Here is a 14822-nt window from a genome sequence, read left to right as displayed (position 1 = left end):
CGACCGGGCCACGGCCAGGAGCGGCGAACACCCGCGCCGCCGCCGGCAGGTTCCGTCGGTCGCTGTCCGGACCCCGGGTGTCCCAGCATCCGGGACAGTTGCTTCAGGGCTTCACGCTCCTGTCGGAGTCCACTACCCTGGACTTGGCAGTACATCGCGATGAACGCATCCGACCGACACCAGGACCGCCCGTGACCGCCACACCCAGCACCACCACGCAAGCACCGGTCGCCGCCGGCGGAAGCGGCGGACAGCAGCGCCTCGGCTCGTTCGGCCCGGTCGGGCTGGTGCTGGCCGGCTGCGTCTCGGTGCAGTTCGGCGGCGCGCTGGCCGTGACCCTGATGCCCCGGGCGGGTGCGCCGGGCGTGGTGACGCTGCGCCTCCTCGCCGCGGCGATCGTGCTCCTCCTGGTGTGCCGACCCCGACTGCGCGGCCACTCGCGCGCCGACTGGGGCACGGTCGTCGTCTTCGGTGTCGCCATGGGCGCGATGAACGGCCTGTTCTACGAAGCGGTCTCCCGCATCCCGCTGGGTCCGGCCGTCACCCTCGAGGTCCTCGGGCCGCTGGCGCTGTCGGTCCTGGCCTCCCGCCGCGCGATCAACGCGGTCTGGGCCGGACTGGCCCTCGCGGGAGTCTTCCTGCTCGGCGGCGGAGGCTTCGGCGACCTGGACCCCACGGGAGTCGCCTTCGCCCTGGGCGCCGGCGCCATGTGGGCGGCGTACATAGTCTTCAGCGCCCGTACGGGCCGCCGTTTCCCTCAGGCGGACGGCCTGGCCCTGGCCATGGCGGTGGCGGCGCTCCTCTTCCTCCCGATCGGCATAGCCTCGGCGGGCACCCGCCTGCTGAACCCCACCACCATCGCCCTGGGCTCCGCGGTCGCCCTCCTGTCCTCGGTCCTGCCGTACACCCTCGAACTCCTGGCCCTGCGCCGCCTGCCCGCGTCCACGTTCGCGATCCTGATGAGCCTCGAACCGGCCATCGCGGCGACGGCCGGCTTCCTGATCCTCGACCAGTCCCTGTCGGCGACGGAAGCAGCCGCCATCGCCCTGGTCATCGCGGCCAGCATCGGCGCGGTCCGCACCCAGGTGGGCCGCGGCAAGGCCCGGGTGGAACCGGCACCGGAGGCCTGAGACCCGGCGCCGCCCGCTCGGGCAGGCCCGGGGAACCGGGAACCAACCGTCCGGCGCCCGAGCCGCGGATCCCCCCGCCGCCCGGCCCGGCCCGGGCCAGGGCCATCGGGATCAGTCGGGATCAGTCCGGCGCCCGGTCCGCGGTTACGCGTGCCGCTCCGCCTGCGGAACCCCCGGCGCTCCTGCACACTCCCTGAAGGGATGCAGGCGGACGGAAGGTGGATCTCGTGGCCGACGCTCGTGACGTGAACCGCCGTGCCCCGGCCCCGCTGAAGGTCAGCGCCCGGGGCCGGGCCGTCCTCGCCGATCCCCGGCTCAACCGCGGTACGGCGTTCACCGAGGCGGAACGCCGCGCCCTGGACATCGTGGGACTGGTCCCCCCGCACGTGCTCACGCAGGACGAGCAGGCCGAGCGCGCCTACGCCCAGTTCCGGGAACAACCCAGCGACCTGGCCAAAAGCGTCAACCTGACCAACCTGCACGACCGCAACGAGACGCTGTTCTACCGGCTCGTCGGCGATCACCTCGAAGAGATGCTGCCCATCGTCTACACACCCACCGTGGGCACGGCGATCGAGCGCTACAGCTACGAGTACCGCCGCCCGCGCGGCATCTACCTCTCCGTGGACTCCCCCGAGGACATCGAGCGCTCCCTGCGCGCGAGCGGCCTCGGCGCGGACGACGTAGACCTGATCGTGGCCACCGACGGCGAGGGCATCCTCGGCATCGGCGACTGGGGCGTCGGCGGCATCGACATCGCCGTCGGCAAGCTCGCCGTCTACACCGCCGCCGCCGGCATCGACCCCCGCCGCACCCTCCCCGTCATGCTGGACGTCGGCACCAACCGCCAGGACCTCCTCGACGACCCCCTCTACCTCGGCAACCGGCACCCCCGCGCCGGCCGCGACACCTACGACGCCTTCATCGACGCCTACGTCACCACCGCGACCAGGCTCTTTCCGGGCGCCCTGCTGCACTGGGAGGACTTCGGGACCGCCAACGCGCGCCGCATCCTCGACCGCTACCGCGACCGGGTCTGCACCTTCAACGACGACATCCAGGGGACGGGAGCCGTCAACCTCGCCGCCGTCCTGTCGGGCGTGCGCGCCGCCGGGGTGCCCCTGCGCGAGCACCGGATCGTCGTCTTCGGCGCCGGCACGGCGGGGATCGGCGTCGCCGACCAGCTCCGGGACGCGCTGGTCGCCGAGGGGATGACCCGTGACGAGGCCACCGCCCGCTTCTGGTGCGTGGACCGGTACGGCCTGCTCACCGACGACCAGGGCGACAGGCTCCGCGACTTCCAGGCCCCCTACGCCCGCCGGGCCGGCGAGGTCCACGACTGGCGGCGGGACGACAGCCTGCCCGGCGTCCCGCTCGGCGAGGTGGTCCGGCGCGTGCGCCCCACCATCCTGATCGGCACCTCCGGCCAGGGCGGCGCCTTCACCGAGGAGATCGTCCGCGAGCTGGCCGGCCACACCGAGCGGCCGATCATCCTGCCCATGTCCAACCCCACCGACCTCGCCGAGGCCACCCCCGCCGACCTGCTCGACTGGACCGACGGCAAGGCCCTGGTCGCCACCGGCAGCCCCTTCCGGCCCGTGGAGCGGGACGGGACGACGTACGAGATCGGCCAGGCCAACAACGCCCTGGTCTTCCCCGGCCTCGGCCTCGGCGCGATCGTCGCCCGCGCCTCCCGGATCACCGACCGCATGCTCCGCGCGGCGGCCGACGCCGTGGCCCGCCGGACGGACGACACGGACGTCGCCCGGCTGAACGCGCCCGTCCTGCCGCCCATCCGCGACCTGCGCGGCACCTCGGAGGCGGTCGCCGTGGCCGTCGTCCGCACGGCGGTGGAGGAGGGTGTCGCCCGGGCCGACGTCGGCGACGCCGCGTCCGCCGTGCGCGCGGCCCGCTGGGAGCCGGCCTACCCACCGGTGGAAGCGGTCTGAGCGGACCGGTCCGTGGTCGGTCCGAGCGGTCGGCCTGGACGACCGGTCCGAGCGGTCGGGCTGGGTGAGCGGTCTGTGCGGTCGGCCTGGGCGATCGGTCTGCACGGTCGGCCCGGGTGACCGGTCCGAGCGTCCGTGCGACGCCGGCGGGCGGTCGGTTCGAGCCACATGTTCCCGCCGGTCAGGGGCGGGCCGTCCCCCGGCCGCCGTCGATGTGTACGTTGGCGGTGATGGTCCGCGCCACACGTCGAGGCGCCGGGAACAGCTAGGGGACAAACGAGCACATGGCACGCGTCGCCGTCATCACCGCACCCAACATCGGCTACCGCAACACGGGGATGCTGACCGTCGACCTGGCCTTCGAGTCCCTGCGGCGACGCATGGGCGGCGAGATCGACGCGAGCTGGTACACCCTCCACCTGCCGGAGACCGTGCCGCTGCGCGCGGGCGTGCGCGGGGCCGATCTCCCCTTCCGCTTCCAGCCGTTGACCGAGCACCTCGACGGCCTCCGCGACCACGACGCGGTCGTCTTCTGGGGCGACTTCCTGCACACCCGGCACTACCTGGCCCAGGACGCGACGAACCGCCTGCTCGACTTCGGCATCGCACCCGACCGCGAAGCCGCCCGCACCCTGCTCAACCGCACCCTGCTGCTGGCCGACCAGCCCGACGAACTCCTCGCCCGCACCCTCAGCTACGGCGGAACGATCCTGCACAACACGCAGTCCGACTACGAGGACAAGGAGTACGGCCCCCTCTTCGCCCGTCTGATGACCGGCAGCCACCGGGTCTGGGTGCGCGACCCGCTCTCGGCGGCGAAGCTCGCGCACCTGCGCCGGGACCGTACGACCGACCACTTCGGTTCGGACGCGGCCCTGCTGTCCCGCCCGGGCGACCTCGACCACCTCCCGGACACCGGGTGGTCGCGGGATCTCACGCCGGGCGGGGCGATCGGTGTGTTCCTCGGCGCCCGTACACCGGTCCCCGACTGGCTGCCGGCGTTCTGCCGGCGCCTCTCCGACCGCTTCGGCGCGCCCCTCGAATGGCTGCCGTGGTTCGACCGGGACATCCCGGCCCAGGTCGGTCACATCCCCACCCGCCCGGGTGAGCGCACCGTCGGCGACCTGGTGCGGGTCCTGCCCCGCTACCGCCTGGTCATCACGGACACGTACCACCTGTGTGTCAACGCCTGGGGCGCCGGCACCCCGGTGGTCTGCGTCGGCGCGCCGGAACCGAGGCCGACGACCGACGACGACTACCTGACCCTGAGCGACGTGAAGAAGCACGTGTTCCACATGGCGTACGACGCGACGGACTTCTACCTGACCACCCTGAGGGACACCCCGGAGGCGTACGAGCAGCGCGCCGACCGGCTCGTCCGCCTGGTGGAGGGCGGCGGGGCGCACGCCGTCGCGGCCCGCATCCGCGACCACGCCGACCACTCGGCGACCGCCTTCACCGAGACCCTGACGGCGCTGGTGCGCTAGCGGCGGCCGGGTGCGGCCGGCTGCGCGTCGCCGGCCGCACGGACGCCGTGCCCGCCCACCACACCCCGGATGAATTCATGCAAGCATGCTTGATTGTTTCCCCTGCCGCTGACATGCTCCCCTCATGGCCGACCCGACGCCCGTCATCGACGACCTGCGTGCCGAGAGCGATGAACTGGACCTGCTGGTAGCCGAGTTGAGCCCGGAGCGGTGGACGCTCCCGACTCCCGCGCCCGGCTGGACCCTCGCCCACCAGATCGCCCACCTCGCCTGGACCGACCGCTCGGCGCTGCTGGCGGTCACCGACGCGGACGCCTTCCAGGCCCTGGTCGAGAAGGCGCTCACCGCCCCCGACTCGTTCGTGGACGAGGGCGCGGACGAAGGCGCCCGGCTCCCGCCCGCCGAACTCCTGGCGGCCTGGCGAGCGGGACGGGCCGCTCTCGACCGGGCGCTGCGCACCGCACCGGCCGGGGCCCGCTTCCCCTGGTACGGGCCGCCCATGTCGGCGGCCTCCATGGCCACGGCCCGTCTCATGGAGACCTGGGCCCACGGCCTGGACGTCGCCGATGCGCTGGGCGTGGCGCGCCCACCCACCGAGCGGCTGGGGCACGTGGCCCGACTCGGGGTCCGGACCCGTGACTTCGCCTACACCGTCCACGGTCTCACCCCGCCCGCCGAGGAGTTCCGGGTGGAACTCACCACGCCCTCGGGGAAGGTGTGGGTCCACGGACCCGAAGGGGCCGCCCAGCGCGTCACCGGCCCCGTCCTGGACTTCTGCCTGCTGGTGACCCGGCGGGCGCACCGCGCCGACCTCGCGCTGACCGCCACCGGGCCGGACGCCGACCGCTGGCTGGACATCGCCCAGGCCTTCGCGGGTCCGCCCGGCGCCGGCCGCGCGCCGGACGGAGCCGGCCGGTGAGGCCGTTGCGCACAGGCAACTTCTCCGGCTTCTACGGCGACCGCTTCGACGCCCTGCGCGAGATGCTCACCGGCGGCGAGGTCGACGTCCTCACCGGCGACTACCTCGCCGAGCTGACCATGCTGATCCTCGGCCGGGACCGGCTGAAGGACCCCTCCGCCGGGTACGCCCGCACCTTCCCGCGCCAGCTGGAGGAGTGCCTCGGCCTCGCCCACGAGCGCGGGGTGAAGATCGTCACCAACGCGGGCGGGCTCAATCCGGCGGGACTGGCGGCGGCCGTCCGGGAGTTGGCCGGCCGGCTCGGGCTGCCCGTCCGGGTCGCCCATGTCGAGGGTGACGACCTCGCCGACCGCCACCCGGGCACCCTGGCCGCCCACGCCTACCTCGGCGGCTTCGGCATCGCCGAGTGCCTGCGGGCCGGCGCCGACGTGGTCGTCACCGGGCGCGTGACCGACGCGGCCCTCGTCACCGGACCCGCCGCTGCCCACTTCGGCTGGCGGCCCGGGGAGTACGACCGGCTCGCGGGCGCCGTCGTCGCCGGACACGTGCTGGAGTGCGGCGCGCAGGCCACCGGCGGGAACTACGCGTTCTTCCGCGAGGGCGACGTCCGCAGGCCCGGCTTCCCGCTCGCCGAGATCCACGCCGACGGCAGCAGTGTCGTCACCAAGCACCCCGGCACCGGCGGTCTGGTCGACGTCGGCACGGTCACCGCCCAGCTGCTGTACGAGACCGGCGGCGGCCGGTACGCCGGGCCCGACGTCACCGCCCGGCTGGACACCGTACGGCTGAGCCAGGACGGTCCGGACCGGGTACGGATCGAGGGCGTGCGCGGGGAGGCGCCACCGCCCACCCTGAAGGCCGGGCTCAACCGGCTCGGCGGGTTCCGCAACGAGGTGGTCTTCGTCCTCACCGGACTCGACATCGAGGCCAAGGCCGAACTCGTGCGGGCCCAGCTCACCGACGCCCTCGCCAAGGCACCGCCGGCCGAGGCCCGCTGGGACCTGGTGCGCACCGACCGGGCCGACGCCGACAGCGAGGAGACGGCCGGCGCGCTGCTGCGGCTCGTCGTCCGGGACGCGGACGAGCGGCTCGTCGGGCGGGCGCTCGGCGGTGCGGCCGTCGAGCTGGCGCTGGCCAGCTACCCGGGTTTCCATGTGCTGTCCCCACCGGGCAAGGGCGCCCCCTACGGGGTCTTCGAGGATGTGTACGTCCCCCATGGAGATGTCGACCATGTGGCCGTCCTCCACGACGGACGCCGTGTTCCGGTGCCGCCGCCCGAGGACACCCGGCCGCTGAGGGAGGTGGTCCCGCCGCCGCTGCCCGAGCCCCTGCCCGCCGGCCCGACCCGCCGGGCGCCGCTCGGTCTGGTCGCCGGGGCGCGCAGCGGGGACAAGGGAGGCGACGCCAACGTCGGCGTGTGGGCGCGCACCGACGACGCCTGGCGCTGGCTCGCCCACGAGCTGACCACCGACCGGTTCCGGCAGCTGATCCCGGAGAGCCGCGACCTGACGGTCACCCGGCACCTCCTGCCGAACCTGCGCGCCCTGAACTTCGTCGTCGAGGGCATCCTCGGCGCCGGTGTCGCCTCGCAGGCCCGCTTCGACCCGCAGGCCAAGGCCCTCGGCGAATGGCTGCGCTCCCGCCACCTGGACATCCCGGAGACCCTGCTGTGACGGTTCTGCAGACCTCTCTCGACCCCACCGCCCCCGACTACCAGGCCCACCGCGAGGCCATGCTCGCCAGACTCGGCGAGCTGGAGACCGAGCACGCCAAGGCGCTCGCGGGCGGCGGCGAGAAGTACGTCGCCCGGCACCGGGGGCGCGGCAAGCTGCTCGCCCGCGAGCGGATCGAGCTGCTCCTCGACCCCGACACGCCCTTCCTGGAGCTGTCCCCGCTGGCCGCCTGGGGCAGCGAACACCCCGTCGGCGCCTCCCTGGTCACCGGTATCGGCGTGGTCGAGGGCGTGGAGTGCCTGATCACCGCGAACGACCCGACCGTGCGCGGCGGTGCCAGCAACCCCTGGAGTCTGAAGAAGGCCCTGCGGGCGAACGACATCGCCCTCGCCAACCGGCTGCCCTGCATCAGCCTGGTGGAGTCGGGGGGCGCCGACCTGCCGTCCCAGAAGGAGATCTTCATCCCGGGCGGCGCCATCTTCCGGGACCTGACGAGGCTCTCCGCCGCCGGCATCCCGACCGTGGCCGTCGTCTTCGGCAACTCCACCGCCGGCGGCGCCTACGTCCCGGGCATGTCCGACCACGTGATCATGGTCAAGGAGCGGGCGAAGGTCTTCCTCGGCGGGCCGCCGCTGGTGAAGATGGCGACCGGTGAGGAGAGCGACGACGAGTCACTCGGCGGCGCCGAGATGCACGCGCGCGTGTCCGGCCTCGCCGACTACTTCGCGCTGGACGAGCCGGACGCGCTGCGCCAGGCCCGCCGGGTCGTGGCCCGCCTCAACCACCGCAAGGCCCGTCCGGATCCCGGCCCGGCCGAGCCGCCCGCGTACGACCCGGAGGAACTGCTGGGTGTCGTGCCGGGCGATCTGAAGATCCCGTTCGACCCGCGCGAGGTGATCGCCCGGATCGTGGACGGCTCCGACTTCGACGAGTTCAAACCGCTGTACGGCACCAGCCTGGTCACCGGCTGGGCCGCCCTGCACGGCTACCCGGTCGGCATCCTGGCCAACGCGCAGGGCGTGCTCTTCAGCGCCGAGTCCCAGAAGGCCGCCCAGTTCATCCAGCTCGCCAACCAGCGCGACATCCCGCTGCTGTTCCTGCACAACACCACCGGCTACATGGTCGGCAAGGAGTACGAACAGGGCGGCATCATCAAACACGGCGCGATGATGATCAACGCGGTCAGCAACAGCCGGGTCCCGCATCTGTCGGTCCTCATGGGCGCCTCGTACGGCGCCGGGCACTACGGCATGTGCGGCCGGGCCTACGACCCGCGCTTCCTGTTCGCCTGGCCCAGCGCCAAGTCGGCCGTCATGGGCCCGCAGCAGCTCGCCGGCGTGCTGTCGATCGTGGCCCGGCAGTCGGCGGCGGCGAAGGGGCAGCCGTACGACGAGGACGCGGACGCGGCCCTGCGCACCATGGTGGAGCAGCAGATCGAGTCCGAGTCGCTGCCCATGTTCCTGTCCGGGCGGCTGTACGACGACGGCGTCATCGACCCGCGCGACACCCGCACCGTCCTCGGCCTGTGCCTGTCCGCCCTGCACACCGCGCCCTACGAGGGCGCGCGCGGCGGCTTCGGCGTCTTCCGGATGTGAGGGATCACGTGATTTCGAGTGTGCTCGTCGCCAACCGGGGCGAGATCGCCTGCCGGATCTTCCGCACCTGCCGTGAGCTGGGGATCCGGACGGTCGCGGTGTACTCCGACGCCGACGCGGACGCGCTCCACGCGCGCGTGGCCGACACGGCGGTACGGCTGCCGGGCGCGGCTCCCGCCGAGACGTACCTGCGCGGCGAACTGATCGTGCAGGCGGCCCTGGCGGCCGGCGCGGACGCCGTGCACCCCGGCTACGGCTTCCTCTCCGAGAACGCCGGCTTCGCCCGCGCGGTCACGGACGCGGGCCTGACCTGGATCGGCCCGCCTGCGCAGGCCATCGAGGCCATGGCGTCCAAGACCCGCGCCAAGCGGCTGATGGGTCTCGCCCCCCTGGACGCGTCCGAGGTCACCGAGGCCGGCCTGCCGGTCCTGGTGAAGGCGGCGGCCGGCGGCGGGGGCCGCGGCATGCGGATCGTGCGCCGTCTGGCGGAGTTGCCGGCCGCCCTGGACGGCGCGCGCGCCGAGGCCGCGAGCGCCTTCGGCGACGGCGAGGTCTTCGTGGAGCCGTACATCGAGCACGGCCGCCATGTGGAGGTGCAGATCCTCGCCGACACCCACGGCACCGTCTGGGCGCTCGGCACCCGGGACTGCTCCCTCCAGCGCCGCCACCAGAAGGTCGTCGAGGAGGCTCCGGCGCCCGGCCTCGGAGAGGGCCTGGCCGAGGAACTGCGCGCGCTGTCCGTGCGTGCCGCGCGGGCCGTCTCCTACGTCGGCGCCGGCACGGTCGAGTTCCTGGTCGCCGACGGCCGCGCCCACTTCCTGGAGATGAACACCCGGCTCCAGGTGGAACACCCGGTCACGGAGGCGGTGTTCGGCCTCGACCTCGTCGCCGAGCAGATCCGGGTCGCGGAGGGAGGCGCCCTGGAGGGCGAGCCGCCCCGCGCGCGCGGCCACGCGATCGAGGCCCGCCTGTACGCGGAGGACCCCGCCCACGGCTGGGCCCCGCAGGCCGGCACCCTGCACCGCCTCGCCGTACCGCCCGGCGTCCGCCTGGACACCGGTTACACCGACGGCGACACCATCGGCGTCCACTACGACGCGATGCTCGCCAAGGTCGTCGCCCACGCCCCCACGCGCGCGGAGGCGCTGCGCAGGCTCGCGGGCGCGCTGGAGTCCGCCGCGATCCACGGCCCGGTCACCAACCGGGACCTGCTGGTGCGCTCCCTGCGGCACGCGGAGTTCACGGCCGCCCGCATGGACACCGGCTTCTACGACCGCCACCTCGGCGAACTCACCGAGCCCGCCCCCGACCCCCTCGCGCCCCTGGCCGCGGCCCTCGCCGACGCCCACGGCCGCTCCCGCTTCGGCGGCTGGCGCAACGTCCCCGCGCAGCCGCAGGTGAAGCGGTACGAGATGGCGGGGGAGGAGCACGAGGTCCGCTACCGGCACACGCGGGACGGGCTCGCGGCGGACGGTGTCCGGGTCGTGCACGCCGACGCGCGTCTCGTCGTCCTCGAAGCCGGGGGTCTGCGGCGCACGTTCGAGGTCGCGCGCCACGGCGACCAGGTGTACGTCGGCACCACCCGCCTCACCGCCCTGCCCCGCTTCCCCGACCCCACGGCCCAGATCGCCCCCGGCTCCCTGCTCGCCCCCATGCCCGGCACCGTCGTACGCGTCGCCGAGGGCCTGTCGGAGGGGGCGGCCGTCACGGCCGGGCAGCCGCTCGTCTGGCTGGAGGCGATGAAGATGCAGCACCAGATCTCGGCACCCGCCGAAGGCACGCTCACCAGCCTGCACGCCGAACCGGGACAGCAGGTGGAGCCGGGCACGGTACTGGCGGTCGTGCAAACCCCCTAGGGGCGCGGGGAACCGCGCGCCCAGCCACCGGACAAGCCGCAAGCGGAGGAATCGCATGACCACGCTCATCGAGTCCGAAGAACACAAGGCCCTGCGCTCGGCCGTCGCCGCCCTCGGCAAGCGCTACGGCCGCGACTACCTCACCCGCACCGTCGCCGAAGGCAGACCCCTCACCGAACTCTGGTCGGACGCGGGCGGACTCGGCTACCTCGGTGTCAACCTGCCGGAGGCGTACGGCGGCGGTGGCGGTGGCATATCCGAACTCTCCATCGTCCTGGAGGAACTGGGCGCGGCCGGTTCCCCGCTGCTCATGCTCGTCGTCTCACCCGCCATCTGCGGCACGGTGATCGCCCGCTTCGGCACCGAGGACCAGAAGAGGGAGTGGCTTCCCGGACTCGCCGACGGCACCCGGCTGATGGCCTTCGGCATCACCGAACCCGACGCCGGCTCCAACAGCCACCGCATCACCACCACGGCCCGGCGGGACGGCACCGACTGGCTCCTCACCGGCCGCAAGGTGTTCATCTCCGGCGTCGACATGGCCGACGCCGTCCTGATCGTCGGCCGCACCGAGGACGCCCGCACCGGCAGGCTCAAGCCCTGCCTGTTCATCGTCCCGACGGACAGCGAGGGCTTCCGGAAGCGGCCCATCGACATGGAACTGAACGCCGCCGAGAAGCAGTTCGAGCTGGTCCTGGACGACGTACGGCTGCCCGCCTCCGCACTGGTGGGTGAGGCGGAGGACGCCGGCCTGCTCCAGTTGTTCGCCGGACTCAACCCCGAGCGGATCATGACGGCCGCGTTCGCCATCGGCATGGGCCGCTACGCCCTCGCCAAGGCGATCGAGTACGCCCGCGACCGCACCGTCTGGAAGGCCCCCATCGGCGCCCACCAGGCCATCGCGCACCCCCTGGCGCAGGCCCACATCGACCTGGAGCTGGCCCGGCTGATGATGCAGAAGGCGGCCCACCTCTACGACTCCGGCGACGACGTCGGCGCGGGCGAGGCCGCCAACATGGCCAAGTACGCGGCGGGCGAAGCCTGTGTGAGGGCCGTCGACCAGGCGGTGCACACCCTCGGCGGCAACGGGCTCACCCGTGAATACGGACTCGCCTCGCTGATAACGGCCGCGCGCGTGGCTCGTATCGCGCCGGTGAGCCGGGAGATGATTCTCAACTACGTCTCCCACCAGACCCTGGGTCTGCCCAAGTCGTACTAGGCGCACCCGAGTTGGAGGAACCGTGTTCCGCAGCGAGTACGCAGACGTCCCGCTCGTAGAACTGCCCATCCACGAGGCCGTCCTCGGCGGTGCCGCCGCCTTCGGCGACCAGCCGGCCCTCATCGACGGAACGGACGGCACCACCCTCTCGTACGCGCAGGTGGACCGGTTCCACCGGCGCCTCGCCGCCGCCCTCGCGGAGGCGGGTGTCCGCAAGGGCGACGTCCTCGCCCTGCACAGCCCCAACACGATCGCCTTCCCGACCGCCTTCTACGCGGCCACGCGCGCGGGAGCCGTCGTCACCACCGCGCACCCGCTGGCCACCGCCGAGGAGTTCGCGGGGCAGCTCCGCGACAGCACGGCCCGCTGGATCATCACGGTGTCCCCCCTGCTGGCGACCGCCCGCCGGGCCGCCGAGATCGCCGGCGGCGTCCGGGAGATATTCCTGTGTGACAGCGCGCCGGGACACCGCTCGCTGACCGCGCTGCTCGCCTCCGGCGCGCCCGAACCGCTGATCGACATCGACCCGGCCCGGGACGTCGCCGTACTGCCGTACTCCTCCGGGACGACCGGCACGCCCAAGGGCGTCATGCTCACCCACCGGCAGATCGCCACCAACCTCGCCCAGCTGGAACCCGCCGTGCCGGCCGGGCCCGGCGACCGCATCCTGGCCGTCCTGCCGTTCTTCCACATCTACGGCCTCACCGCGCTGATGAACGCGCCCCTGAGACACGGCGCCACCGTCGTCGTCCTCCCGCGCTTCGAGCTGGAGACCTTCCTCGCCGCCATCGAGAACCACCGCATCACCGGCCTGTACGTCGCCCCGCCGATCGTCCTCGCCCTCGCCAAACACCCGGCGGTCACCCGCTACGACCTCTCCTCCCTGAAGTACGTGATCAGCGCCGCCGCCCCGCTGGACGCCCGGCTCGCCCGCGCCTGCTCCGAGCGGCTCGGCCTGCCCCCGATCGGCCAGGCGTACGGCATGACGGAACTGTCCCCCGGCACCCACGTCGTCCCCCTGGGCCGCCTGCACGACGCCCCCGCCGGCACCGTCGGCACCCTCTTCGCCGGCACCGAGATGCGGATCGTCTCCCTGGACGACCCCGGCAAGGACCTCGGCACGGGGGAGAGCGGCGAGATACTGATCCGCGGCCCCCAGGTGATGAAGGGCTACCTCGGCCGCCCCGACGCCACCGCCGACATGATCGACACCGACGGCTGGCTGCACACCGGGGACGTCGGACACGTCGACGCCGACGGCTGGCTGTTCGTCGTCGACCGGGTGAAGGAACTCATCAAGTACAAGGGCTTCCAGGTGGCCCCCGCCGAACTGGAGGCCCTCCTGCTCACCCACCCCGGCATCGCCGACGCCGCCGTCATCGGCACCTACGACGACGACGGCAACGAGGTCCCGCACGCCTTCGTCGTCCGCCACGCGGCCGCGGACGGCCCGGCCGAGAACGACATCCTGCTGTACGTCGCCGAACGCGTCGCCCCCTACAAACGCGTCCGCCGGATCACCTTCATCGACACCGTGCCGCGCGCCGCCTCCGGCAAGATCCTGCGCCGGGAACTGCGGGAGCTGACGTGACCTCGATCGGCCGCACGCGCGCGCGTGCCGTGGAGACCCTCAGCCTGGACGCCACCGGGACCCGCAACGCCCTCTCGGCGGCCCTCGTCGGCGAACTCGCCGCCGCGCTCACCGAGTGCGGCGAGGACCCCGGTGTCCGCGCCGTCGTCCTCACCCACACCGGCAGCACCTTCTGCGCCGGCGCCGACCTGCGCGACCCGCCCGACCCGGACGCCCTGGTGGCCCTGCTCCGGCAGATCGTCGAACTGCCCAGACCCGTCGTCGCCCGCGTCACCGGACACGTCCGCGCCGGCGGCCTCGGCCTGCTCGCCGCCTGCGACATCACCGCCGCCGCCGGCACGGCCACCTTCGCCTTCACCGAGGTACGCATCGGCGTCGCCCCCGCGGTCATCTCCCTGCCCGTCGTCCCGCGCGCCGACCCCCGTGCCCTCGCCCGCTACTACCTCACCGGCGAACGCTTCGGCCCCGCCGAGGCCGTACGCCTGGGACTGCTCACGGCCACCGCCGACGACGTGGACGAGGCCCTCGCCCCCGTCCTCGACGGCCTGCGCCGCAGCGACCCCCAGGCCCTGGCCGAGACGAAGAGGCTGCTCACGGCTAGGGTGCTGGAGACATTCGACCGGGACGCGGCGGACCTGACCGCCCTCTCGGCCCGGCTGTTCTCCTCCGGGCAGGCCCGGGAGGGGATGACGGCCTTCCTGGAAAGACGTGAGGCGGCATGGGTGGTGTGAGTACGACCGAACGCGAGCGCGTGCCCAAGCAGGACCGCAGCCGGGCCACCCGGCAGCGGCTCCTGGAAGCCGCCGTGGCCTGCCTCGCCGAACACGGCTGGGCAGGCTCCACCGTCGCCGTCGTCGCCGAACGCGCCGGTGTCTCCCGGGGCGCCGCCCAGCACCACTTCCCCACCCGGGAAGACCTCTTCACCGCGGCCGTCGAGTACGTCTCCGAGGAACGCTCCCTCGCCCTGCGCGCCCTGTTCCCCGAAGGCGCCGCCGACCGCCAGGCCGTCGTCGCCGCCCTCGTCGACCTCTACACCGGCCCCCTCTTCCGCGCCGCCCTGCACCTGTGGGTCGCCGCCTCCGACGAGGACCAGCTGCGCCCGCGCGTGACCGAACTGGAGGCCCGCGTCGGCCGCGAGACCCACCGCATCGCCGTCGACCTGCTCGGCGCCGACGAGTCCCGCCCCGGGGTCCGCGAATCCGTCCAGGGACTCCTGGACATGGCCCGCGGCCTCGGCCTGGCCAACCTCCTCACCGACGACACCGCCCGCCGCGAACGCGTCGTCGCCCAGTGGGCGGCCCTGCTGGACGGCGCCCTCGGCTGAGTGCCCCCGCGATCTGTGAACCGGGTCACACCCGGTTCCCCGGGTGCGCAGTACTCTTGGCCCATGCTTCCGATGCTCG

The 14822-nt window shown here is 73.5% G+C and carries 11 protein-coding genes; all 11 read left to right on the top strand.

Features of this window, described 5'->3' with window-relative positions; translation table 11 throughout:
• Positions 1-191 precede the first annotated feature (191 nt).
• The gene (locus GT045_RS21490) at positions 192-1130 is read left to right on the top strand and encodes an EamA family transporter (RefSeq protein ID WP_161335122.1); all 939 of its coding nucleotides are present in this window, start codon (positions 192-194) and stop codon (positions 1128-1130) included.
• A 227-nt stretch (positions 1131-1357) separates the two neighbouring features.
• Positions 1358-3079 (top strand): NAD-dependent malic enzyme, encoded by a 1722-nt coding sequence (locus GT045_RS21485; RefSeq protein ID WP_345942707.1) that lies wholly within the window; start codon positions 1358-1360, stop codon positions 3077-3079.
• Between the two features lie 284 nt (positions 3080-3363).
• Positions 3364-4566 (top strand): polysaccharide pyruvyl transferase family protein, encoded by a 1203-nt coding sequence (locus GT045_RS21480; protein WP_161335121.1) that lies wholly within the window; start codon positions 3364-3366, stop codon positions 4564-4566.
• A 124-nt stretch (positions 4567-4690) separates the two neighbouring features.
• On the top strand, positions 4691-5485 hold the full coding sequence (locus GT045_RS21475; protein ID WP_161335120.1) for a TIGR03084 family metal-binding protein: 795 nt from the start codon (positions 4691-4693) through the stop codon (positions 5483-5485).
• Entirely contained in the window at positions 5482-7158 is a 1677-nt protein-coding gene (locus GT045_RS21470) for an acyclic terpene utilization AtuA family protein (RefSeq protein ID WP_161335119.1), read from the top strand. Before GT045_RS21475 ends, GT045_RS21470 begins: the two co-directional genes overlap by 4 nt.
• A complete protein-coding gene (locus GT045_RS21465; RefSeq protein WP_161292132.1) occupies positions 7155-8753 on the top strand; it encodes a carboxyl transferase domain-containing protein in 1599 nt (532 codons plus the stop codon). Before GT045_RS21470 ends, GT045_RS21465 begins: the two co-directional genes overlap by 4 nt.
• An 8-nt stretch (positions 8754-8761) precedes the next feature.
• Positions 8762-10609 (top strand): biotin carboxylase N-terminal domain-containing protein, encoded by a 1848-nt coding sequence (locus GT045_RS21460; protein WP_161292134.1) that lies wholly within the window; start codon positions 8762-8764, stop codon positions 10607-10609.
• 55 nt (positions 10610-10664) lie between these two features.
• Positions 10665-11828 carry an acyl-CoA dehydrogenase family protein gene (locus GT045_RS21455; RefSeq protein WP_161335118.1) on the top strand — a complete coding sequence of 388 codons (1164 nt, stop codon included), beginning with the start codon at positions 10665-10667 and terminating at the stop codon, positions 11826-11828.
• Positions 11829-11850: 22 nt separating this feature from the next.
• On the top strand, positions 11851-13419 hold the full coding sequence (locus GT045_RS21450; RefSeq protein WP_161335117.1) for a 4-coumarate--CoA ligase family protein: 1569 nt from the start codon (positions 11851-11853) through the stop codon (positions 13417-13419).
• On the top strand, positions 13416-14150 hold the full coding sequence (locus GT045_RS21445; protein WP_161335116.1) for an enoyl-CoA hydratase family protein: 735 nt from the start codon (positions 13416-13418) through the stop codon (positions 14148-14150). The genes GT045_RS21450 and GT045_RS21445 overlap by 4 nt, the downstream gene beginning before the upstream one ends.
• Positions 14138-14743 (top strand): TetR/AcrR family transcriptional regulator, encoded by a 606-nt coding sequence (locus GT045_RS21440; RefSeq protein WP_161292142.1) that lies wholly within the window; start codon positions 14138-14140, stop codon positions 14741-14743. The genes GT045_RS21445 and GT045_RS21440 overlap by 13 nt, the downstream gene beginning before the upstream one ends.
• Positions 14744-14822 lie beyond the last annotated feature (79 nt).

This window comes from Streptomyces sp. SID486 (genome assembly GCF_009865385.1).
Lineage (GTDB): Bacteria > Actinomycetota > Actinomycetes > Streptomycetales > Streptomycetaceae > Streptomyces.
Note: the sequence above shows the minus strand (reverse complement) of the source record. Positions and strands in the feature narration are given on the sequence as shown.